Below are 21866 nucleotides of genomic sequence, written 5' to 3'. Positions count from 1 at the left end.
GGGCTCGCTCAGTCCGCCGCCTCGATGATCTCTTGGATCTTCGGCTCACGCTCCAGGGCGATCGACAACAGCGCCTGGGCGTACAGCACCCCGATCCCCGCGCCGTAACCGGAAAACACCCCGGACGGATAGCGCCCGCCATGCGCCACGCCTGCGATCTGCAGGTAGATGAACACCGCCGCCGTCGCCAACAGCCCCAGCCCGGTGATCACCGAGATCGGGGTCTGGCCGAAACCGGCGCCGAAACTCATCCACACATAGCGCTTGAGCCCGCGCCGGACGGGCTTGATCTGCAGGGGCAGCACGAAGGCCGCCAGCGCATAGATGGCCGGGAACACCAGGATCACCGCGATCTTCAGCTTCTCCGGTCCCGGCAAAACTCGCCAGGCGTGGACCGCTGCACCGGCGTAGATCAGGCTGGCCGCCGCGCAGGTGGAGCGCTGCATCTGCTTGAACCGGCGCCAGGCCGGGGTATGGGTCCTTATGGGGTCCGGCATGCGGTAATGAACATAGGGCGCGCCTCGCCGTTGGCGAGGTGCTCGGCGCAGCAGAAGGGCTGGAATGAAGAAGATCGACCTCGACAAGGCGCCGGTCCGCGCGGGAACGGGCTATCCGCCGCCTTATGATGCGCCCTGCAAGCGGCGGCGCGGCGTCAAGCTCAGCGACGCCGCGGGCCTGACCCAGATCGGGGTCAACCGCATGCACCTGCCGCCCGGCGAGTGGTCCAGCCAGCGCCACTGGCACGCGATCGAGGACGAGTTCGTCTACGTGCTGGAGGGCGAGGTGGTGCTGGTCACCGATGCGGGCGAGGAGGTGTTCCGGGTTGGTGATTGCGCGGGCTTCAAGGCCGGCGACGCGGACGGGCACCACTTCCAGAACCGCTCGGATCGAGAGGCGGTGCTGCTGCAGGTGGGCCTGCGCGGGCCGGGCGGCTTTGTGGACTATCCGGACATTGACCTGGCGATCCCCGACGAGGCCACCGGCTTCGCGCACAAGGACGGCAAGCCTTACGGGTAGGGGCCTTCCATCATTCTCCTCTCGGAAAGAGGGTCAGTGGCCCCCGAAGCTGACCAGGGCTGAGACCTGCACGCCTAGCTTGCGCAGCAGTTCCGCGCCGCCCAGGTCGGGCAGGTCGACCACGAAGGCGGCGGCGACCACCTCGGCCTTGGCGCCGCGTAGCAGCCTCAACGCCGCCTCGGCGGTGCCGCCGGTGGCGATCAGGTCGTCCACCAGCATGACCCGTTCGCCCTCCAGCACCGCGTCCAGGTGCATCTCGATGACGTCGGTCCCGTATTCCAGGGCGTACTCGGCCGAGAGGGTCTTGTGGGGCAGCTTGCCCTTCTTGCGGATCGGCACGAAGCCGGCGCAGAGCTGGTGCGCGATGGCGGCGCCGAAGATGAAGCCGCGCGCTTCGATTCCGGCCACCTTGTCGATCTTCTGGCCGGCGAAGGGCTGCACCATCTCGTCCACCGCGCGGCGGAAGGCGCGGGCGTCGCCGAGCAGAGTGGTGATGTCGCGGAACATGATGCCCGGCTTGGGATAGTCGGGGATCGTGCGGATGGCGTCGGCGAGGTTCAAGGACGGGCTCTCAAGACTTGAGGAGACGACCGGCCACCGCGTCCAGCTTGGCCAGCAGGGCGGAGTCGCGGTGCTCGGGCGGGGTGATCAGGGCGAAATCGAGCCCGGTGTCGATCGGCGATGGCGTGCGGGGCGTGGAGGCTAGGGCTAAGGCCAGGTTGGCCACGGCGGCCTTGGCGTGGTCGGCGTTGGCGTGCATCACCCGGATGATGTCGGCGACCTCCACATGGCCGTGGTCGGCGTGCCAGCAGTCGTAGTCGGTGACCATAGCCAGGCTGGCGTAAGGCAGCTCGGCCTCGCGCGCCAGCTTGGCCTCGGGCATGTTGGTCATGCCGATCACCGAACAGCCCCACGAGCGGTACAGCTCGCTCTCCGCCTTGGTGGAGAACTGCGGGCCTTCCATGCAGAGATAGGTCCCGCCCTCCGTCACCCGGGCGCCCGCCGCGCGCGCGGCTGTGGCGGCCAGGCGGGTCAGGCGCTCACACACCGGGTGGGCCATGGAGACGTGGGCCACCGCGCCATCGCCGAAGAAGCTCTTCTCGCGGGCGAAGGTGCGGTCGATGTACTGGTCCACCGCCACGAACACGCCGGGCGGAAGCTCTTCCTTTAGGCTGCCGACGGCGGACAGGGAGACGATGTCGGTGCAGTCGGCCCGCTTCAGCGCGTCGATGTTGGCGCGGTAATTTATGTGGCTGGGCGAGACCTTGTGGCCTCGACCATGGCGGGGCAGGAACCGCACGGCGGTCCCGTTTAGTGTGCCGAACAGGATCTCGTCGGACGGCGCGCCCCAGGGGCTGTCGACGCGCCGCCATTCGCGGTCGGTCAGGCCAGCGATCTCGTACAGGCCCGAGCCGCCGATGACGCCCAGCGTCCAGTCGCTCATGTCACGGGTCTCCCATGGGCCAGCGCGATGATGGTGGCGGAAACGTCGGCCCAGGCGGCCGTGCCGGGTGCGACCTCCTCGACGTGGGCGCCGAGTGGGGTGTGGAAGGCCACATGGTCGCCCGCCGCGCGCGCCGCCTTGACGTAGGCTTCGCCCACCGCCGGGGCGACGGTCACGTCCTGGGCGCCGTGGATCACCACCTGGGGCACGCCCAGCGGCAGCAGGTGGGCCGGCGAAGTGTCGGAGAAGACGTTCGGGCGCGCCTCGGTCGGGACGCCGGTGAGTTGCTTGATCCCGTCGCCACCGCAGGCGGTGTGGGTGTCGGTCTCGAGGTTGGGGATGCCGGCGATATCCACCACGGCGGACACCCGCAGCGGCGCGGCCTGGTGCAGTGGACTGGACTTCGCGATGCGATGGCGAGCGGCGACCCACAGGGCCAGATGGCCGCCGGCGGAGTGGCCCGCCACGACCAGATTCTTGAGGCTGAGATGCAGCTTCGGCGCCTCGACGCCCAGCCGGTCGATGGCGGCCGCCACGTCCTGGAAGGTGCCCGGATAGCCGCCGCCGGGCTGGTCGACGCCGCGGTACTCGATGTTCCACACCGCGAGGCCGCGCCGGCGCAGGTCTTCGGCGGCGGAGTTGAAATAGCTTCGGTCGGCGACCGACGCCTGCCAGCAACCGCCATGGATCAGCACCACGACGGGATGCGAGCCTTCGCCCTCGGGCAGCCACAGGTCGGCGACCTGGCTGGGGTCGCCTCCATAGGCGATCGAACGGGTCGGCTTGGGGCTGGGTCGGCTGCGCAGCTCGGCCCACGACATCGGCGTCGACTGGGCCATGCCCTGCGTTCCACACGTGAAAAGGGCGGCCGCTATGGCCGCCCTCTCAATCCATCGACGCGGGCGCGCCACTCTTAGTGGGCCACGTTCCGCCAGATCCGGCGGTAGGAGCCGTAGGCTAGGCCAGTGAAGATGAACAGGTAGATCATCACCGCCAGGCCGGTCTGCTTGCGTTCCTCCTGCTTGGGCTCCGACGCCCAGGCCAGGAAGGTCGCCACGTCGTGGGCCTGCTGTTCGGTGGTCGACTTCGTACCGTCGTCGAAGGTGACTCGGCCCGGCGTGAGCTGGAACGGCATCGAGATGAAGCCGCCCTTGGGCACCTGGTCCTTGGGGCCGGTCCAGAACGAGCCCAGATCGCCGGGGAAGTAGGGGTTGTAGTACTTGCCAGCCGGCACCGTCAGACCCTTGGGCGGGGGGGCGTAGCCGCTGAGCAGGCTGAAGATGTAGTTGGCCCCGCCTTCACGGGCCTTGGCGATCACCGACAGGTCGGGCGGATAGGCGCCGCCGTTGGTGGCGCGGGCGGCGGCCTCGTTGGGGAAGGGGGCGCGGAAGTGGTCGGCCGGGGTGGCGGGACGCTGGATGGTGTCGCCGGTGTCCGGGTCGATGTCGGGCACCTTGATGTCGGCCGAGATCGCCTTGGCGTAGGGGCTGTCGTTCGGGTTGGGGTGCTTGGGATCGAAGAACGGGCCGCCCGGCTGGCCGAGGTTGCGATAGAACAGCAGGTTCATCGCATGGCAGCTCGAGCAGACCTCGGCATAGACCTTGTAGCCCCGTTGCAGGGCGGCTTGGTCGAACTTGCCGAACGGACCCTCGAAGGAGAAGTGCCCGTTGCGGGGCTCTTCCACCTTGGTCTTGGCGGAGGCTCCGCCCGCGGCGAGCAGCAGACCCGCGACGCCCGCCCCAAGCAGGGCGCTCTTGAGCGCGTTGCGCAGCATCGTCGGATCAACCCTTCTTGGAGGCTTCGGCGGTCGCGCCGGTCGGAAGCGCGGAGCCCCCGTGCGACAGGACCGGGGTGGAGATGGTGTCGGGCACCGGCAGGACCTTCTCGCGCAGGCCGAGGATCGGCAGCACCAGCAGGAAGTAGCCGTAGTAGTAGAGCACGAAGAAGCGCGAGAACACCGTCACCGACAGGCCGGTGGGGTCGCCCGCCGCGTCGCGGCCGATGGCGATGACCACGTCGTCCGGCTCCTTGCCGCCGCACCAGCCCAGCACCAGCACGCTGACGACGAAGATGGCGAAGAAGATCCGCGCCGCCGGACGGTAGCGCATGGAGCGCACCTTGGAGGTGTCGAGCCAGGGCACCACGAACAGCAGGGCGATCGCGCCGAACATGGCGATGACGCCGAACAGCTTGTTCGGGACCGACCGCAGCATCGCGTAGAAGGGCAGGAAGTACCACTCCGGCACGATGTGGGCCGGGGTCTGCAGCGGGTTGGCGGGAACGTAGTTCTCGGCGTGGGCGAGCGCATTGGGCTCGAAGAACACGAACCAGGCGAACAGGATCATGAAGGCCAGGATCGCGAAGCCGTCCTTCACCGTGTAGTACGGATGGAAGGGCACGGTGTCGGCCTTGGACTTCACCGAGACGCCGGTCGGGTTGTTGTTGCCCGGCACGTGCAGCGCCCAGATGTGCAGGCCGACGACGCCCGCAATCATGAACGGCAGCAGATAGTGCAGCGAGAAGAAGCGGTTCAGGGTGGCGTTGTCCACCGCGAAGCCGCCCCATAGCCAGGTGGTGACGGCGGTGCCGACGCCGGGGATGACGTTGTCCAGGGCGCTGAACAGGTTGGTGATCACCACCGCGCCGTAATAGCTCATTTGGCCCCAGGGCAGGACGTAGCCCATGAAGGCGGTGGCCATCATCAGCAGGTAGATCACGCAGCCCAGCAGCCAGAGCACCTCGCGCGGCGCCTTGTAGGAGCCGTAGTACAGCCCCCGCGCCATGTGGACGTAGACCGCCAGGAAGAACATCGAGGCGCCGTTGGCGTGGATGTAACGCAGCATCCAGCCGTAGTTCACGTCGCGCATGATCGACTCGACGCTGTTGAACGCCAGGTCCGAGTTGGGCACGTAGTGCATGGCCAGGACCACGCCGGTGACGATCTGGACCACCAGGCACACCGCCAGGATGCCGCCGAAGGTCCACCAATAGTTCAGGTTCTTTGGCGTCGGGTAGTCGATGGCGCTGTCATAGGCCATCCGGATGATCGGCAGACGCGCGTCGAGCCAGCGCTCGATCCCGGTCTTCGGTTCGTAATTGGAATGTCCGCTCATGTTTTTCTGGCGCGCTTTCCGGCCGATCAGCCGATCTTGACCTTGGTGGCCGACAGGAACTCGTAGTCCGGCATCAGCAGGTTCAGCGGCGCCGGGCCTGCGCGGATGCGTCCCGCCGTGTCATAGACCGAACCGTGGCAGGGGCACAGCCATCCGCCGTAGGTGCCGCCCAGGTTGGGCACGCAGCCGAGGTGGGTGCAGACGCCGATCAGGATCAGCCATTCCGGCTTGCCGGCCTTGTGTCGCGACGCGTCGGTGGCCGGATCGCGCATGGCCGCATGGTCGTCGGCGACGGCGTCGGCGATTTCCTTGGGCGTGCGGTGACGCACGAACACCGGCTTGCCCCGCCACTTGATCGAGGCCTGGGAGCCCACCGCGACCTTGGAGAAGTCGTATTCGATGGAGGCCAGGGCCAAGGTGTCGGCCGAGGGGTTCATCTGGTCGATGAATGGCCACACGGCCGCAACCGCGCCGACGCCGCCCACCGCGATGGCGGCGATATGGATGAAATCCCGGCGGCTGGAGCCGTCACCGGGTTCGGCGCTATGACCGGGATCAACGTTGGGATTGGCGTTGGTCGTTTCGACCACTGCTCGGCCTCATGGATGGCAAGGGCGCGACAGTCGCGCTTCGCGGGATCGATTAGAATGCGACTGGCCCTTTTTCAACCAGACATTCCGCAAAACCTCGGCGCGGCCATCCGGCTGACCGCTTGCATGGCGATTGGGCTCGACATTATCGAGCCCTGCGGCTTTCCGCTGTCGGATAAGGCAGTCGGGCGTGCGGCCATGGATTACGGCGAATCGGCGGAGGTCCGACGCCATGATTCGTGGACCGCCTTCCTGGCGAATCGCGCGCCGGGGCGGCTGCTGCTGCTGACTACACGGGCCAGCATCCCTTACTGCGCTTACGTTTTCCGGCCTGGCGACACCCTGCTGCTCGGCCGCGAGAGCGCCGGCGTCCCTGATTCGGTGCACGCCGCCGCCGACGCCCGGCTGTTGGTCCCGATGGCCTCTGACGCCCGTTCGTTGAACGTGATCGTCAGCGCGGCGATGGTGTTGGGCGAGGCGCTGCGACAAACGAAAGATTTTCCGCCGCTCGAAAAAATCTGAGGCGTTTTTCGAATCGCAGCGCGCTTTTCGAATCGGCGCCGAGTTTCCGGCCTCCGCCGAACCGGCTATGGGGCTTGCCGATGCTCACGCCTTCGAACGTTTCCGCTTCCGACGCCGACCTGGACAGCCGCAAGGCGCGCGCCGGCGCCTGGTTCGCCGAACTGCGCGATCGCCTGCACCGCGCGTTCGAGGCCCTGGAGGATGAAGCGCCCGCCGACCTCTATCCCGGCGAGCCCGGCCGCTTCACGCTCAAGCCCTGGGATCGCGAGGGCGGCGGCGGCGGCGTGATGGGGATGATGCACGGCCGCCTGTTCGAGAAGGTCGGGGTCCACATCTCCACCGTCCATGGCGAGTTCAGTCCCGAGTTCGCCAAGACCATGCCCGGCGCCGAGGACGATCCGCGCTTCTTCGCCACCGGGATCAGCCTGATCGCGCACATGAGAAGCCCGCGCGTCCCGGCGGTGCACATGAACACGCGCTATGTGGTTACGAGCAAGGGCCGGTTCGGCGGCGGAGCGGACCTGACGCCGCTGCTGGCCGACCAGCGCAGCCAGGAGGCGCCGGACGCCGCGCGCTTCCATGCGGCGATGAAGGCGGCCTGCGACGCCCACGATCCCGACTGGCACGCCAAGTACAAGGAATGGTGCGACACCTACTTCTTCCTGCCGCACCGAAACGAGGCGCGGGGCGTGGGCGGTATTTTCTACGACCAGCACGACAGCGGCGATTTCGAGCGCGACCTCGCCTTCACCCGCGACGTGGGCCTACAGTTCCTCGACGTCTACCCGGCCATCGTCCGTGGACGGATGGCGGAGCCCTGGACCGCGGCGGAGCGCGAGGAGCAGCTGGTGCGGCGCGGGCGCTACGTCGAGTTCAACCTGCTCTACGACCGGGGCACCCTGTTCGGGCTCAAGGTCGGCGGCAACATCGAATCGATCCTCTCCTCGCTGCCGCCCGAGGTGAAGTGGCCTTAAAGGGCCGCTCGGGGCGTGCTGCGTCCTTCGAGACGCCCCTCCGGGGCTCCTCAGGATGACGAAGGTTTTTTGCAATCCAACAAGAAATTCAACAAGATTCGTCATGCTGAGGAGCGGCGAGAGCCGCGTCTCGAAGCACGCAGACTACTTGGCCAGCCGCCCGTCCGTAATCACGTCCGGCCCGAACGGGAACAGCACCTTCTCGTCCGGCGCCTCTACCCCGGCCGCGATCTTCTTCGGCCCCACCGTGCGCACCAGGTGCGCCATCAGCGCCAAGCGGGCGCGGCGCTTGTGGTCGGCCTGCACGCAGGTCCAGGGCGCGAAGGGGGTGTGGGTGCGGGTCAGCATCTCGTCGCGGGCGGCGCTGTAGCCGTCCCACTTGGTCTGGGCGACCGCGTCCATGTCCGACACCTTGAGCTGCTTCAGCGGGTCCTTGCGGCGGGCCTCCAGCCGCTGGGCTTGCTCGGCCTTGGAGATGTCGAGCCAGTATTTCACCAGCTTCAGCCCGCTCTCCACCAGCATCTGCTCGAACACCGGCGCGTCGCACAGGAACTGCGCCTGTTGCTCGGCCGAGGAGAAGCCCATCACCCGCTCGACCCCGGCCCGGTTGTACCAGGAGCGGTTGAAGATCACGAGTTCGCCGGCCGCCGGCAGGTGGGCGACGTAGCGCTGGAACCACCACTGGCTGGTCTCCCGATCGGAGGGCTTGGGCAGGGAGATGACGCGGGTGGCGCGGGTGGAGAGGTGTTCGGTGATCCGCTTGATCACTCCGTCCTTGCCGGCGGCGTCGCGGCCTTCCAGCACCACGACGATCCGCTCCCCGGACGCGGTCGCCGCGGCCTGGGTGCGCACCAGGGCGAGTTGCAGCGCCTCCAGCGAGGCTTCGTAGGTCTCTTCCTTCATGACGGGTCCTGGGTTGAGGGGGTCTGGGCTTCTGCGGCGGCGAGGATCTGTTCAGCGCGGACCAGGTGCAGCCGTTCGGCCATCTCGCCCTGGACGCGGATGGCGCCCTTGCCGGCGTTCTCCGGGGCGGCGAAGGCGTCCGACACCGCGCGGGCCCAGGCGATCCGCTTGGGCGAGGGGCTGAAGGCGCTGTTGCAGGGCTCGATCTGGTTGGGATGGATCAGGGTCTTGCCGTCGAATCCGAAAGCCTGGCCCTGGGTGCACTCCGCCGCGAAGCCGGACGCGTCCTCCAGGGCGTTGTAGACCCCGTCCAGGGCGGCGATCCCATGGGCGCGGGCGGCCGCCACCGTCAGGGTCAACGCCGCTTGGATCGGCGCCCGGTCGCCGCCCATGGCCGCGCCCATCTCCTTACAGAGGTCGTTGCCGCCGACCACCAGCGCCGCCAGCCGGGTGCTGGCGGCCAGTCCGGCGATGGCGTCCAGGTGAAACAGGCTGCGGCAGGTCTCCACCATCGCCCATAGGCGTGTGGGGGCGGGGGCATCCGACAGGCGGGCGTCGTAGCGGGCCAGGTCGCCGGCGTCGGCGATCTTGGGGACCAGCACGGCGTCGGGCGCGGTGCGGCTCAGCGCCTCCAGGTCGTCGGCGCCCCAGGGCGTGTCCACGCCGTTGACCCGCACGACCACTTCCCGCCGCCCGAAGCCGCCCTGTTCAAGCGCGGCGATCACCTGGGCGCGAGCCACATCCTTGGCCTCGGGCAGGACGGCGTCCTCCAGGTCCAGGATCACCACGTCGCAGGGCAGGGTGCGCGCCTTCTCCAACGCCCGCAGGTTGGAGCCCGGCAGATACAGGGCGCTGCGGCGCGGGCGAGGGGCGGCTGTGGGCGAAGCGATCATGAGGTTCCCGAAGGATGCGTAGGTGTCATGGGTATAGCGCGATGGATCGAGGTCGGCTCCGCCGGCGAGCGACGATCATTACGCAAACTTAAGCGGGCCTGGGCGATCGGCAAATCGGGGCGCTCTTGCATGGAGCCCCAACCTCAACGATATCTGTGCAGGCGCCTTCAGGGCGCGGCACAAAAGGTTTGTTCGCAAATGAGCGACTTCAATCGCGGTTTCGTGCGCCCGGCGCCGGCGCAGGCCGACATGTCGGTGGACGCCGGCCTGCGGTCCTTCATGCTCGGGGTCTACAACAAGGTCGCCCTGGGCCTGGTGGTCTCTGGCGCGCTGGCTTGGCTCACCTCCCACGCCCCGCTCGTCAACTATATCTTCCCGACGGTGCAGACCCCCTACGGTCTCAGCCACACCGTTTCGGCGATCGGCATGGTGCTGATGTTCGCGCCCCTGGTGGTCATCCTGGGGTCGCGCTTCCTCATGCGCAGCGCGACGCCACAGAATTCCGGCATCCTGTACTGGACCATCGTCAGCCTGATCGGGGCGTCGATGGGCGTGCTGCTGCTGCGCTATACGGGCACGTCGATCGCCACCACCTTCTTCGTCACCGCGGCGGGCTTCGGCGGGCTCAGCCTGTTCGGCTACACCACCAAGCGCGACCTGTCGGCCATGGGCAGCTTCCTGATCATGGGCCTGATCGGCATCGTGATCGCCAGCATCGTCAATGTGTTCCTGCACTCGTCGGTGGTCGCCTTCACCGTCAGCCTCCTCGGCGTGCTGATCTTCGCTGGGCTGATCGCCTGGGACACCCAGCGCTTGAAGATGACCTATTACCAGGTCGGCGGCGACCAGGCGGCCATGAGCGTGGCCACCAACTTCGGCGCGCTGAGCCTGTATCTGGACTTCATCAACCTGTTCCAGTTCCTGCTGAGCTTCATGGGCAGCCGTCGCTAGACCCAGACGCGATCCAAGCCTTCCTGACGCCCCGGTGGAAACGCCGGGGCGTTTTGCTGTGCGCGGCGCCAGAGCCTCGGGCGGTCCTACTCCACCACCCGGAAGCGCCGCCCCTCGAACAGGCGCAGCACCTGGCTGAGGTCATGGCCCCGACGCAGGACGACGCCGCCGTGGCCGATCACCGCCCAGGCGCCCTGGCGGCGCGCCAGCTCCGGCCGCTTCTCGATGCGATAGAGCGGCGCCTCCGAACTGCGGCGGAAGACCGAGAAGACCGCCGCGTCCGGCAAGCCGTCGATGGCGTAGTCGCGCCACTCCCCGGCGGCGACCATGCGGCCGTAGAGCTGGGTCAGGGCGTCCAACTCCCGCCTTTCGAAAAAGACCATGGGACGCGAGGCGGGGGCGGCGCTGTCGATGCTCATGCGCGGTGCTGGGTCTTCCTTTCGGCCGAACCCAATCTAGGCGTCCAGGACGAGCAGGAAAGAGGCTGCCGGGCCACTTTGCTGCACCGCACGTTGCCAAAGCGACTCCAAGGGTCACGAAATGGCCTAATTCCGGACGCGGGCGCGCCGCATCGGGCCTCGATAAGGTGAGTGTCGGCTGATCGGAAAAGCCTCCGGTCTGGATCCTGAACAGCCCCCCCAGCCCCTCCGGGTCGGATGGCTCGATCGGCCGGCGCCTAACAAAGAGACCCGCGTGGCCGCCCCCTCCGCCATGCGGGTCTTTTGCTGTCCGCAATGCGCATGTGAGTAGAGCTGGCGCCACGATCGCCAACTCATCCGAAGTGTATTCAGACGAAGCGTGTTCGGGGATTCAATCCGTCTGGGCGACCGCGAGGATCGGGCCGCCCCGCACGCCCTGCACCACGACCACCGTCTTCAGGCCCTCACGTCCCGCCGCCGGCAGGGTGAAGCCGCGGGCGTGCACGGAGATGCGTCCGAGTTTGACCAGTTCGCGCACGACGTTGCGCTGGGTCACCAGCTTGCCCTTGTTGTCGCCGGTCTTGACCCGCACGTCCTGCTGCTGCGGATCGTAGCGCACCAGCCAGACGTCGACGCTGCGATGGGAGGGGGAAGGCCTGACCTCGACCCGCGCCCCGCCGCGCTGCAGCCGCACCGAGGGCATGTCTCCCCCCGCCGGCTGTTCCGCCTTGATCAGGGCGTCGACCCGGTCCTGATCGAGGCCGCGGGCCTCCTTGCGGCCATCGACCACGACTTCGGGAGTGTAGATCTCCCGCACTTTCAGGCGGGCGACATAGGCGCGCTGGCGCTCGGTGAACTCCGGCTTGGCCAGGGTGTCGCGCCAGCCGAGATAGTCCCAGTAGTCCACCGGGAAGGTGAGGGCGAGCACGTCCTTGCGATCGACCAGCTTGCCCAGCGTCAGATTGGCCTGGGGGCAGGAGGCGCAGCCCTGGGCGGTGAACAGCTCGACCACCACCGGCGCCCGGGCGTGGGAGGGCCGCGCGGCCCCGGCGGCCGTTGGCATGGCGACGCCGCACACACTGACGGCGGCCGCAGACAGAAGCAGCGCTACCCGCATGCAGCAGCCTTTACCCCGAAATCGCAAGCGAGCCTCTCACCTTGGCGTGAGCCTCCTGAGCATCCGGCATCAGAGTAGGACGCCCCGCCTGCGGTGGGCAACAGCGGTGCGAGGTTCGCGGGCGATCAGGGCCGGGGTGTGGCTTGCGCGGTCTTCGACGTCTCGACGGCGGTTTGCGCATGCAGGGTGGTCGCAGCCTTCTCCGCCTTGGCCTGGGCGTCGGGGGCGAGCTTGGCCTTCAGCGCCGTCGCGGCCGCCTTGGCGCCGGCGTCGCCCGCGCTGGATGCGGCCAGATACCACTTGTAGGCCTCCGCGTTGTCCTGCGGCACGCCGTAGCCCTTCTCGTAGAGCTGGGCGAGGTTGTACTGGCTGTTGACCACGCCGCGATCCGCCGCGCGGCGGAACCACGTCACCGCCGTGCCGATGTCCTTGGCGCCGCCGTCGCCCGCGTAGGCGTAGGAGGCGTAGTTGTACATGGCCAGAGGATCGCCGCCCTCGGCCGCCTTCTGGGTCCAGCGGCGCGCTTCGGAGATGTCCTTCGACAGACCCGCCCCGCCCGCTTCGTACAGGCGCGCGAGATAGAACTGTGCGCTCCCGTCGCCCATCGCCGCCGCCTTCTTCAGGTCGGTGAGGGCGGTCAGGTCGCCGGTTTCGATGCGGCTCACCGCATCGGTGTAGATGGCGTGAGCCGGCTTGGCGGGTGCGGTCTTTGCGGTCGCTTCGATCGTTTGGGCCGGAGGAACGGCAGGGGCTTTGGACTTGGCGGGGGTCGCCGTCGCCGGCTTGGCGCTGGCGCCCGGAGCGATGGACAGCGGGGTCAAAGCCGCCGCCAGGCTAGGCGTCGCGCTCGATGCGCCGAGCGGCGGGGCGGCCGAGGGGGCGGCGGCTGCGGTCAGGTCGGACGGGCTCGTCGCGTGATGATCGCCTGCGTCCGGACCGTTGTGAGCTCCGCGGCTCAGCTTGTAGGCGCCCAGGACCGCCGTGGTCGCGGCCACCGCCGTGAGGGAGGCGAGCGCCACGGTGCGCAGCGTGGGCGCAGTCTCCTTCTTGCGCTTGGGCAGGCTCAGGCCGAACGGACGGGGCGCGCGGGCGGCGGCGTCCTGCGCCGGGGCCGGGACCGACCCAGGCGGGGGCTCGGCACGGCCTCCGGCGGCGCGCTTGGCGGCTTGACGCGCCTCTTCCAACATCTCGCGCGTGGACATCTGCGCGGTGCTGGGCGCGGCTTCCGCAGCGGCCGGTGCGAAATCGCTGACCGAAAAGCCCATGAAGGACGCAGCGGCCGGATCGGGCGCCGCAAAGGCGGGGGTGGCCGAGGGCTCGGAGAAGGCGGCCGGCGGACCGATCGAGAGCGGCATGGGCGGCGGTTCGAGGGCCGAAGGCTGCGGGAACGGCGGCGCCATTCCGCCAGACAGGCCTGGCGCCAGGCTCGCCGTCGCCGCCCGAGGGGCCGGCTCGAAATCATCCTGCGGATCGAACGGCGACAACTCGCCCGCGAAGGCGGAGCGGTGGGCGAAGGGGTCGTTGTCCAGGGCGAAGTCGTCGGCGTCGAAATTCACTGGGGCCGGCGCAGGCGCCGGCATGGGCGCGAACGGCGGCGCGGCCTGGGGCGAGTGGGCCTGGGGCGCGGGCGCTGCGGGCGGTTGAGGCGCCGGGGCGAACAGGGGGTCTTCCAGGGGCGGGGCGCCGCCGAACGGGTCGCTGTTCGACAGCCCGGCGGTCGCCGTCGGCCTGGCTGCGAAGGCGGCCATATCGTTCGGGGGCGCAGGCGCCGTGTGTGGCGGCGGCGGGGTTTCCACCGCCGCCGGGCGGGCGTTCAGGCGCTGGTCCAGCCTCGCCTGGGCGTCCTCGAGCAGCTTGGCGGTGCGCTCTTCGCTCTGGCGGATGCGGTCGGCGAGTTCGGAGACGCCGCGGGTCTGCCGCTCGTCCATCTGCTCGCTGATGCGCACGACCTTGTCGCTGACCTCGTCGATGGCCTCGGCCGACCGACGATCGGAACTGGAGATGCGTTCGGCCAGGCGCTCGGCGATGCGGGCGATCTCGCCGCCCAGCTTCTCCAGAGCTTCGGCCTGGGCGCCGTCGGTCTGACGCATGCGGGTTTCCATCACATCTGCGATGCGGGCGACTTCTCCGCCCAGGGACTCCACAGCGGCGGCGCTGCGCGCCTCGACGGCTGCAATGCGCTCGTCGGCCTGGACCGTACGCGCCTTGATCTGGTGTTCGCTGGCGGCGACGCGCTCGCCGAGGCCCTGGGCGACGCGCATGACCTCGCGGCTGATCCGTTCGATCGCCTGGGCGGAACGCTGTTCGGCCTGGTCCACCTGGCCCTTGAGGTCGCGCAGCGCGGCTTCCATCCCGTCGATGCGGTCGCCCGCGACGGCCTGCAGGCGTTGGGCCAGTTCGGCGCGGGAGGCTTCCACCCGCTGCGACAGGTCCTCGACCAGGGTCTGGAAACGGCGTTCCAATTCGGCGCTCGACGGGCCGACGTTGCGCGATTCGCCGTGGCGCAAACGGGCGTCCAGGCCGGCGAAGGATGTCTGCAGGGACTGCACGGCGGCGGAGGTGCGGACTTCCGCCTGGTCCAGCCGCTCGGCCAGACGCGACAACACCGTGTCCACCTTTTCCGCATCCGCGTAGGCGGAGGGCGCATCCGCGGTCGCCGTCTCCACCTGCTGGACGCGCTTGGACAGGGCGTCCAAGGCTTCGCGTGCGGCGCCGGTGGTGGCGTCGGTCTGCTGCATGTGGCCGGCGATGCGGCCCAGGGCGGACTCCAGCGCCTTCAGCGCCTCCACCCTGGCGCTGTCTTCGTGTTCGAGCCGGCGCAGCCGGTCGGCCACCTGGGCCTGGGCGGCGCGGACCTCGATGACGGAGCCTTCCAGGCGCATTCCGCCGGCGCCCTGTTCACGCTCCAGATCGTCGAGCCGCGAGAGCACGCCCATCACCGATTGGTCGACGCCGCTGATCGCCAGGGTGGAGCGTTGCTCCGCCGCTTCCATGCGCAGCGAGAGGTCGCTCAGCGCCCGGGCGACGCGGGTGACTTCGGGCGCATCCGACGGACGCTGGTCGTAGAAGCGGGGCTCGGGCTGGCGCAGCGGCGGCGGATTGGTGCGCGCGGTGCGGGCTTCGCGGTACAGTTCGTCCAGCACGCGCCGGCGCGTGTCGGAGTAGGGCGCGGGTTGCGGCGGCGCTTCGAACGGCGGCGGTTCGCTCTCGCCACCGTCGATGATCATCTGGTTCAGCCACTCGCCGAGCGTCATGCCGGAGCGACGCGCGAGGTCCTTGGCGATTTCCCGCGCCTTGGGGTCGATCCCTTTGACGCTCCAGGGTCCGGCCGCTGTCATCCCAGATAGCTCCCACCACGGGTCGCCAGAATCATCCAGACCGGCCCCATTCGACGCTAGCGACCCACCGATGGTGTGTAAACGAGGCATGCGCTCTATATCTTGGGTGCGCCGCAGCGAAAGGCGATCATCTTGTGGATAGTTGCCCACGGTTGGGCCAGGCATGGTTAATTCGCGCTTAAGGCGGAAGATTCGGCAGGGCGGCGGAGGGGGCATGGATCGATACGTCGCAAGGGAAAGCCTGGTCTCGGCGATCGCGCCTTGGGCGCTTGCAGCCGTCCTGCTCGCAACCTGGGAGGCGGCCTGTGTCGGGCTGCGTGTCCCGGCCTATCTGTTGCCGGCCCCCGTCGACGTCGCCGCAGCGTTCTGGAGCCATGCGGGCGAACTCCTGGTCTCGGCGCTTGCGACCCTCTGGATGGCCCTAGCGGCCCTCGCCCTGGCCATTGCGGTCACCATCCCGTTGGCGCTGGCCACCGCCCTGAGCCCGACGGCGGAACGGGCGGTGCAACCCCTGGCCGTGACGCTGCAAGTGACCCCGGTGGTGGCGATCGCGCCCCTGGTGACGATCTGGGCCGGTCTCGACCACGCCGGTCGCGCCATCGTCGTGCTGGCGGCGGTGGTGGCCTTCTTTCCATTGTTCTCGGGCGCGTTGACCGGGCTCAAGTCCGCCGACCCGGATTTGGAACGGCTGTTCGATCTCTATGGAGCCTCCCGTATCCAAAGGCTGTTCCGCCTGCGTGCGCCGGCGGCGGCGCCCTTCGTGCTCGAGGGGCTGAAGGTGGCGGTCGGACTGGCGGTGATCGGGGCGGTGGTGGCCGAGTTCGTCGCCGGCTCCGGGGAGGCGCAGGGCCTGGCCTGGCGCGTGCTGGAGGCCGAGCACCAGCTCCGCACCGCCGAGATGTTCGCGGCCCTGGCGGTGCTCGCGGCCATGGCCGCGGCGTTGCACGCAGTCATGGGGCTTTTCGAACGTGCGGCGTTAGCGCGCTGGCGGGGGCGCGGTTAGGGCCCGCTTAATTCCCGTTCGTTAGGGTGACAACCCAACTGTGCCGGATCGAGGGGCCGCTGATGCCGCGCGTCACCATCCTACCCATTCTGACGCTGGCCGCCGTGATCGAGCTGGCGGTCGTCGCCGCGCCGCAGGCTCAAGACCGCTACGGCCCCACCGCGCCCACGTCGGCGCCCGCTTCTGATCCCGCTTCAGCCCCGAACGGCGCGCCCGTTTCCGCCCCCGTTTCCGCGCGCGGCCGTTTCCTGTCCTGGCCTGGCAAGGGGGCCAAGACCTTGAGCGCCCCGAGTCCGGGCGCGACGTCTCAGGCTCCCGCGCGGCTTCCAGCCCCGGTTCGCGCCGTCGCCGGCGCTTCGCGCTTGGCCCAGCCGGCGTACAAGGACCTCGCCGCCTATCGCGCCGCCCCGGTTCGGGCCAATTCGGGCTGGGCGCCGGTCTATATCCCACCATCCCGTTCGGTTGGCGCAGCGCAGGTCGCGGCTCCGGTTCCGGCGGCCCCGCCCTCGACCCCGACGCTCGCCGGCGCGCCCCAGCGCGCGCCGGCTTCGATCTACGACGCCGCCCCGCCACGCCAAGCCGCAGCAGCGGGGACTTCGGTCCCGCCCCGCCCCGGCGTCGCCCAGACGGCGCAGGGGGACGAGCGGGTGCATTTCTATTCCCTGCACCGTCAATACGGTCTGCAGCCCGATCCGGCGCCGATCCCGCCGCAGTTCTTCACCAACACCGCCGACATGTCCGAACCGCAGGGACCCAATCCGATCCAGCGCCTGACCTCGGGCAGCGGGGCCGCTGCGACCACGCGGACGGTGCGCGCCGCCGACAGTTCCGACGCCAGCACGGGGCAGCAGTAAGCCTCGTGAGCGAGACCACCCGTCTCCAGGATCTCGTCGCCCTGGCGCACGAGACCTCCAGCGTGCGTCGGCGTGAGCTCTTGCGCCGGATCACCGAGACCTTCCTGGCCTACGAGCCCGCCTCCGCAAGCACCGAGATGGAACGCTTCGACGACGTGCTCTGCGTCCTCAGCGACCAGATGGAAGAAGAAGTGCGCGGCGAACTGGCGCGCCGCTTCGCGCTCGCCGACATGGCCCCTGCGGGCCTGGCCCGGCGGTTGGCGCGTGACGAGATCGCCGTCGCGGGGCCGATCCTGTCCAATTCGAAGCTGTTGTCTGAGGACGATCTCCTCGATGTCGTGCGCACCCGTGGCCAGGATCACCTACGCGTCGTCTCCGGCCGGGACGGCCTGACCGAGGCGGTCTCCGACGTGATCGTGGAGCGAGGCGACGACGACACCCTCGGCGTGCTGATCCGCAACGAGACGGCGGCCTTCTCGCGCTGGGCGTCGGAGGCGGTGGTGGACCGGGCGGTCGGCAATCCGGACCTGCACGAGGCGGTGGTTTCGCGCAGGTCCCTGCCGGTCGACCTGTTGAACCAGATGTATTTCGTGGTCGAACAGCGGCTGCGGGACAGGATTCTCACCCGCAACGCCGAGGTCGATCCCGTCGTGCTGGAAGCAGCCTTGATGGCCGGCCGCACGCGAGTCGCCGCCCAGGACGGGGCGCTGCCGGCCGATTATGCTGGCGCCGAGGCCGAGGTCTCCCGCGCCGCTCGCCTCAAGCGCCTCGATCCCGCAACTCTAGCGGGATATTTGCGCGCTGGCAAGCGAACTCAATTCTTAATTGCATTGTCGCGATTGAGCGAAGTCGAATACGCCATCCTCAGCCGGATCGTGGACGCCAGCGATCTGGACGCCTTGGCGATCGTCTGCAAGGCGGCGGACCTGGACCGGGCAGGTTTCATGACCTTCGCGGTCCTGCTCGGCGACGACCGCAGGGAAACCAACCGCGCCCAGGTCTATGGCCAGGTCTACGCCGAGTTGCCTCGTGAAACGGCGCTACGCACCCTGCGCTTTTGGCGCATCCGCCGCGAAGGCGACGCCGTCGCCGCCTGAAGCCAGCGCTAACGCCGGGCCTTCACGCGCTCCAGGGCGGTGAGGGCGATGTCGGAAAGGCTGCGCAGGCCGCGTTCGGCGAACACGTCCAGGGCTTCCGAAAGGGCGAAGGCCGCGTGGTTCAGCTCGGCTGTGCTCCCCGTCAGTTCGGAGCGGGCTTCGTAGATGCGCGCGAGCCCGATCTGCACCACCGCCCAGGCCACGGGGTCCTTGCCCGCGGAGCGGATCGCCAGGTCGGCGCGGAACGCCGCTTCGGCTTCGGCCAGGGCCGGCAGGTCGCCGTTGCGTTCGGCCCGGCGCGCCAAGCAGGCGGCCCGGTCGTAGGCCGCCATCGAGCGGAACTGCGCCGCGCCAAGGGGGGCTTCGATCAGGGCGTGGTCGAAGGCGGTGAGGGCGGAGCCGTAGAGCTTGGTCTCGCACGCGGCTTCGGCCAGGGACTGCATCGACAGGCCAAGCCCATGAGCGGCGCGGGCGCGGTCCATCGGGCTGTGACCGGAAGGGATGGCGTCCCAGGCGGCGGCGAAGGCGTGGGCGGCGTCCTTCAGCAGGCGGGCCTCCCCGGTGATCTCGCCCAGGCAACGCAGGGCGGTCCCGTGCAGGGTCTCCACCCGCATCCAGGACAGCGGCAGGCGCGTGGCGTCGATCCGGGCGGCCAGGCGCGCCAGGTCGCGGGCGGCGCGATCCAGCGGACCGGCTTCCTTGCGCCTGACGCCCAGGCCGATGAGCAGTTCGGCATGCTCGCATTCGGCGGCGACCCATTCCGGTTCGCCCGAGCCGGTGGCCCGCATGCGGGCTTCGAGACCGTCGGCGGCCTCTTCGAAGCGGGCGGCGGCGGCTAGGCCCGCGTCGCGGTCGTTTTCGTTCAGGGCGGAACGGGCGCTGAGGCGCACGCCGATCAGGCCGGGACCGTTCAGGCGGCCGGGCGCGCAGTTCAGTACAGACTCAGCTTCGGCAAGGGCGTGGGCGGCGTCGGTGTCGCCGTCGGGATCGGCGAACAGGTCCGCGCTCAGCAAGGAGCAAAGGGCGCGTTGCAGGCGCGCGGCGGCGAACAGGCGGCTGGTGGCGCCGGCGCCCTGGGCGGCGCGGTTGGCGGCGGCGACGGCGCGGCTCAGCCAGGCGAGATCGCCGGTGCGACGAGCCAGTTCGCGCAGCAGGATGGCTTGTTCCAGTTCGACCGCGGCGCGCGCCTCGCTGTTGAAGGCCACACCCGCAGGCGTGGACACCAGGGCCGTGACCGCGGCGATGTTCAGCAGTTCCAGGCGGCCGGAATCCGACAGCAGCGAGCTGGTGCGCCGTTCATGGACAGGTCCCCGGGTAATCTTGCCGAAATGCATCCACCACGCTCCCGCGTCGTCCCATCCCGGCACGTCCGGCCTGGGGTCGGGAGACAGGGAGCAAGGGCGGGGCCGCGATTAACCCCAATCCCCGGCGATCAGCCGCGTTCCTTGCTGCGCAGGAAGGCGATCTTGGGAAAGCGCTCGGTGACGTAATTCACCTCCCAGGCCGACTTGCTGAGGAACACCGGCTCTTCGTCGATGTCCAAGGCCATGGCCGAGCGGTGCTTGCCGGCGAAATCCTCCAGGTCGGCCTTGTCGCCCGACAGCCAGCGGGCCTCGCCATAGGGTGACGGCTCGAACGCCACCTGCAGCCCGTATTCGTTGGAGAGCCGGTCGGCCATGACTTCGAGTTGGAGCTGGCCCACCGCCCCGACGATGAAGTCCGCGCCGATCTGGGGGCGGAACAGCTGGGTGACGCCCTCTTCGGCCAGGCCTTCCAGCGCCTTCTTCAGGTGCTTGGCCTTGAGCGGGTCCTTCACCCGCACCCGCTGGAGGATTTCGGGGGCGAAGTTGGGCAGGCCGGCATAGCGTACCAGGCCCGTCTCCGACAGGCTGTCGCCGACCCGCAGCACCCCGTGGTTGGGGATGCCCAGCACGTCGCCGGCGAACGCCTCCTCGGCCAACTCACGCTCGGCGGCCAGGAACAGGATGGGGTTGTGGACGCTGATCTGGCGGCCGGTGTTCTGCACCTTCAGCTTCATCCCGCGTGTGAAGCGCCCGGCGCACAGCTTGACGAAGGCGATGCGGTCGCGGTGGTTGGGGTCCATGTTCGCCTGGATCTTGAACACGAAGCCCGACACCTCCGGATCGCCGGGGTGGACCTCCACCGGATTGCCGGCGCGTAGCGCGTTGCGGTCCTGGGGCGGCGGGGCGTAGGCGTCCAGCGCGCCGAGCAACTCGGCGATCCCGAAGTGGCGCAGCGCCGAGCCGAACAGCACCGGGGTCATGTGGCCCTCCAGGAAGGCTTGCGGATCGAACGGCTTGGACGCGCCCTGGACCAGGAGCGCGCCGTCCTGCACCTCTTCCAACTCCTCGGCGTCGAGGATGCGCACGATGGCGTTGGACTGCAGCGGGATGGGAACGCGATCCTCCGGATCGTCGCTGTGACGGACGTAGGGCAGAAAGCGGTCGCCCGCGAGGTCGATCATGCCCTTGAAGCGATTGCCCGATCCCGCCGGCCAGTAGAGCGGCGCGGGGTCGAGCGCCAGCTTGGAGCCGATCTCGTCGAGCAGGGCGAAGGGGTCCTGCGCCTCGCGGTCCATCTTGTTGATGAAGGTGATGATCGGGATGTCGCGCAGGCGGCAGACCTCGAACAGCTTCAGGGTCTGCGGTTCGATGCCCTTGGCGGCGTCCAGCACCATCACCGCGCAGTCGGCGGCGGTCAGGGTGCGGTAGGTGTCCTCGCTGAAGTCCTCGTGGCCCGGCGTGTCGAGCAGGTTGAACAGCTTGTCGCCGAACTCGAAGGTCATCACCGAGGCCGAGACCGAGATGCCGCGCTCCCGCTCGATCTTCATCCAGTCGGAGCGGGTGCGACGCTGCTCGCCGCGTGCACGCACCGCGCCGGCCTGGTGGATCGCGCCCCCGGCCAGCAGAATCTGCTCGGTCAGCGTGGTCTTGCCGGCGTCGGGGTGGGAGATGATGGCGAAGGTGCGCCGGCGGGCGGCCTCGGAGGCGGGCGTGTTAGCGGACATGGCTCGCGCAGATAGGGCGCACGAGGGGCGCTGTCACGTCCCGCGATGAAACTGTGCGGTCAGGCCGCCATGCGCCGCCAGACTTCCCGGTCGACGGCGACGGGGGTGAGGGCGGCTTGTTGCTGGCGTTCGTACAGGGCGCCGAGCACCGGCAGGCTGACCTCGGTGAGTTCGGCGGCGACCTCTTCCGGGGCGCAGCCGGCCCGCTCGGCCTGGAACAGGGCGGCGTTCACGCCGGGCGCCTTGGACAGGATCAGGGCGGCCAGGCGATGCACGCGCTCGGCCGGCTCCTTATGCAGCAGCGGGAATTCCGCGAACATCTCGCGGCCCAGGTCCATCACGAAGGGGAGCGACAGCGCCTGGAACCGGGCGCGCTGCGCCGGGGGGACCAGCTTGCGCATGTCCACGTCCAGAACCGTGTCGTTCAGCAGAAAAAGCATGGATGCTCCACAACTCGTCGGAAAGCACCCTAGGCCCAACGGGCTTGCGGTCCGGTTTAGGAAGGCGGTTAATTCTTTTCGACCTTCTCGGTCAGGAAATGACGGCCCTGGGTGTCGTCGATCTCCACGATCCACAGGTCCGGATCGATGCGCACGGCCCGTT

At 69.1% G+C, this 21866-nt stretch carries 23 protein-coding genes; 7 read left to right on the top strand and 16 right to left on the bottom strand.

The genetic code is table 11. The features are described 5' to 3' along the window. Window positions 1-8: 8 nt before the first annotated feature. Window positions 9-497, bottom strand: coding sequence for a hypothetical protein (locus tag GSQ87_RS02405; protein ID WP_158912961.1), 489 nt, complete (start codon window positions 495-497; stop codon window positions 9-11). A gap of 64 nt (window positions 498-561) precedes the next feature. Between GSQ87_RS02405 and GSQ87_RS02400 the strand changes: the two genes are divergently transcribed. Beyond that, window positions 562-1017: a cupin domain-containing protein gene (locus GSQ87_RS02400; RefSeq protein ID WP_158912960.1), complete on the top strand. Its 456-nt coding sequence runs from the start codon at window positions 562-564 to the stop codon at window positions 1015-1017. A 33-nt stretch (window positions 1018-1050) separates the two neighbouring features. Here the strand turns inward: GSQ87_RS02400 and GSQ87_RS02395 are convergent, their stop codons facing one another. The 6 genes from GSQ87_RS02395 to petA all read right to left on the bottom strand — a co-directional run bounded on the left by GSQ87_RS02395 (window position 1051) and on the right by petA (window position 6164). Next, complete coding sequence (locus tag GSQ87_RS02395; RefSeq protein ID WP_158912959.1) at window positions 1051-1578, bottom strand: adenine phosphoribosyltransferase; 528 nt, start codon at window positions 1576-1578, stop codon at window positions 1051-1053. 10 nt (window positions 1579-1588) lie between these two features. After that, window positions 1589-2461 (bottom strand): S-methyl-5'-thioadenosine phosphorylase, encoded by an 873-nt coding sequence (locus GSQ87_RS02390; protein ID WP_158912958.1) that lies wholly within the window; start codon window positions 2459-2461, stop codon window positions 1589-1591. Then, on the bottom strand, window positions 2458-3300 hold the full coding sequence (locus GSQ87_RS02385) for a S9 family peptidase (RefSeq protein WP_158912957.1): 843 nt from the start codon (window positions 3298-3300) through the stop codon (window positions 2458-2460). Before GSQ87_RS02385 ends, GSQ87_RS02390 begins: the two co-directional genes overlap by 4 nt. A gap of 74 nt (window positions 3301-3374) precedes the next feature. Beyond that, a complete protein-coding gene (locus GSQ87_RS02380) occupies window positions 3375-4235 on the bottom strand; it encodes a cytochrome c1 (RefSeq protein ID WP_158912956.1) in 861 nt (286 codons plus the stop codon). Between the two features lie 7 nt (window positions 4236-4242). Further along, window positions 4243-5574, bottom strand: a complete 1332-nt coding sequence (locus GSQ87_RS02375; RefSeq protein WP_158912955.1) for a cytochrome b N-terminal domain-containing protein — start codon at window positions 5572-5574, stop codon at window positions 4243-4245. A gap of 26 nt (window positions 5575-5600) precedes the next feature. Beyond that, window positions 5601-6164, bottom strand: a complete 564-nt coding sequence (petA, locus tag GSQ87_RS02370; protein ID WP_158912954.1) for a ubiquinol-cytochrome c reductase iron-sulfur subunit — start codon at window positions 6162-6164, stop codon at window positions 5601-5603. A 57-nt stretch (window positions 6165-6221) separates the two neighbouring features. On the opposite strand from petA, the gene GSQ87_RS02365 reads away from it, so the two are divergent. Together GSQ87_RS02365 and hemF are read left to right on the top strand one after the other, a co-directional pair. Further along, window positions 6222-6686 carry a tRNA (cytidine(34)-2'-O)-methyltransferase gene (locus GSQ87_RS02365; protein ID WP_158912953.1) on the top strand — a complete coding sequence of 155 codons (465 nt, stop codon included), beginning with the start codon at window positions 6222-6224 and terminating at the stop codon, window positions 6684-6686. An 80-nt stretch (window positions 6687-6766) separates the two neighbouring features. After that, on the top strand, window positions 6767-7660 hold the full coding sequence (hemF, locus tag GSQ87_RS02360; protein WP_158912952.1) for an oxygen-dependent coproporphyrinogen oxidase: 894 nt from the start codon (window positions 6767-6769) through the stop codon (window positions 7658-7660). 144 nt (window positions 7661-7804) lie between these two features. Here the strand turns inward: hemF and ppk2 are convergent, their stop codons facing one another. After that, window positions 7805-8563, bottom strand: a complete 759-nt coding sequence (gene ppk2 / locus GSQ87_RS02355; protein WP_158912951.1) for a polyphosphate kinase 2 — start codon at window positions 8561-8563, stop codon at window positions 7805-7807. Continuing rightward, complete coding sequence (locus tag GSQ87_RS02350) at window positions 8560-9456, bottom strand: CoA ester lyase (RefSeq protein WP_158912950.1); 897 nt, start codon at window positions 9454-9456, stop codon at window positions 8560-8562. Before GSQ87_RS02350 ends, ppk2 begins: the two co-directional genes overlap by 4 nt. Before the next feature lie 198 nt (window positions 9457-9654). Between GSQ87_RS02350 and GSQ87_RS02345 the strand changes: the two genes are divergently transcribed. Further along, a complete protein-coding gene (locus GSQ87_RS02345; RefSeq protein WP_158912949.1) occupies window positions 9655-10407 on the top strand; it encodes a Bax inhibitor-1/YccA family protein in 753 nt (250 codons plus the stop codon). 86 nt (window positions 10408-10493) lie between these two features. Here the strand turns inward: GSQ87_RS02345 and GSQ87_RS02340 are convergent, their stop codons facing one another. The 3 genes from GSQ87_RS02340 to GSQ87_RS02330 form a co-directional block, all read right to left on the bottom strand. Next, window positions 10494-10826 carry a DUF2794 domain-containing protein gene (locus GSQ87_RS02340; RefSeq protein WP_158912948.1) on the bottom strand — a complete coding sequence of 111 codons (333 nt, stop codon included), beginning with the start codon at window positions 10824-10826 and terminating at the stop codon, window positions 10494-10496. A gap of 391 nt (window positions 10827-11217) precedes the next feature. Beyond that, a complete protein-coding gene (locus tag GSQ87_RS02335; protein ID WP_158912947.1) occupies window positions 11218-11943 on the bottom strand; it encodes a thioredoxin family protein in 726 nt (241 codons plus the stop codon). Between the two features lie 125 nt (window positions 11944-12068). Further along, a complete protein-coding gene (locus tag GSQ87_RS02330) occupies window positions 12069-15281 on the bottom strand; it encodes an SEL1-like repeat protein (protein WP_158912946.1) in 3213 nt (1070 codons plus the stop codon). Between the two features lie 214 nt (window positions 15282-15495). On the opposite strand from GSQ87_RS02330, the gene GSQ87_RS02325 reads away from it, so the two are divergent. The 3 genes from GSQ87_RS02325 to GSQ87_RS02315 all read left to right on the top strand — a co-directional run bounded on the left by GSQ87_RS02325 (window position 15496) and on the right by GSQ87_RS02315 (window position 18235). After that, window positions 15496-16284: an ABC transporter permease gene (locus tag GSQ87_RS02325; protein ID WP_254062705.1), complete on the top strand. Its 789-nt coding sequence runs from the start codon at window positions 15496-15498 to the stop codon at window positions 16282-16284. A 62-nt stretch (window positions 16285-16346) separates the two neighbouring features. After that, the gene (locus GSQ87_RS02320; RefSeq protein ID WP_158912945.1) at window positions 16347-17138 is read left to right on the top strand and encodes a hypothetical protein; all 792 of its coding nucleotides are present in this window, start codon (window positions 16347-16349) and stop codon (window positions 17136-17138) included. 5 nt (window positions 17139-17143) lie between these two features. Further along, the gene (locus GSQ87_RS02315; protein ID WP_158912944.1) at window positions 17144-18235 is read left to right on the top strand and encodes a DUF2336 domain-containing protein; all 1092 of its coding nucleotides are present in this window, start codon (window positions 17144-17146) and stop codon (window positions 18233-18235) included. Window positions 18236-18243: 8 nt separating this feature from the next. On the opposite strand, the gene GSQ87_RS02310 is transcribed toward GSQ87_RS02315, so the two are convergent. The 4 genes from GSQ87_RS02310 to GSQ87_RS02295 all read right to left on the bottom strand — a co-directional run. Then, window positions 18244-19569, bottom strand: coding sequence for a hypothetical protein (locus tag GSQ87_RS02310; protein WP_158912943.1), 1326 nt, complete (start codon window positions 19567-19569; stop codon window positions 18244-18246). Between the two features lie 98 nt (window positions 19570-19667). Then, window positions 19668-21263: a peptide chain release factor 3 gene (locus GSQ87_RS02305; protein ID WP_158912942.1), complete on the bottom strand. Its 1596-nt coding sequence runs from the start codon at window positions 21261-21263 to the stop codon at window positions 19668-19670. Between the two features lie 59 nt (window positions 21264-21322). After that, a complete protein-coding gene (locus GSQ87_RS02300) occupies window positions 21323-21703 on the bottom strand; it encodes a hypothetical protein (protein ID WP_158912941.1) in 381 nt (126 codons plus the stop codon). A gap of 68 nt (window positions 21704-21771) precedes the next feature. After that, a partial coding sequence (locus tag GSQ87_RS02295; protein WP_158912940.1) for a DUF1491 family protein occupies window positions 21772-21866 on the bottom strand: 95 nt, incomplete at its 5' end.

It is taken from the genome of Caulobacter sp. S45, from assembly GCF_009765965.1.
Lineage (GTDB): Bacteria > Pseudomonadota > Alphaproteobacteria > Caulobacterales > Caulobacteraceae > CAHJWH01.
This window is presented reverse-complemented; position numbering and strand designations above follow the sequence as displayed.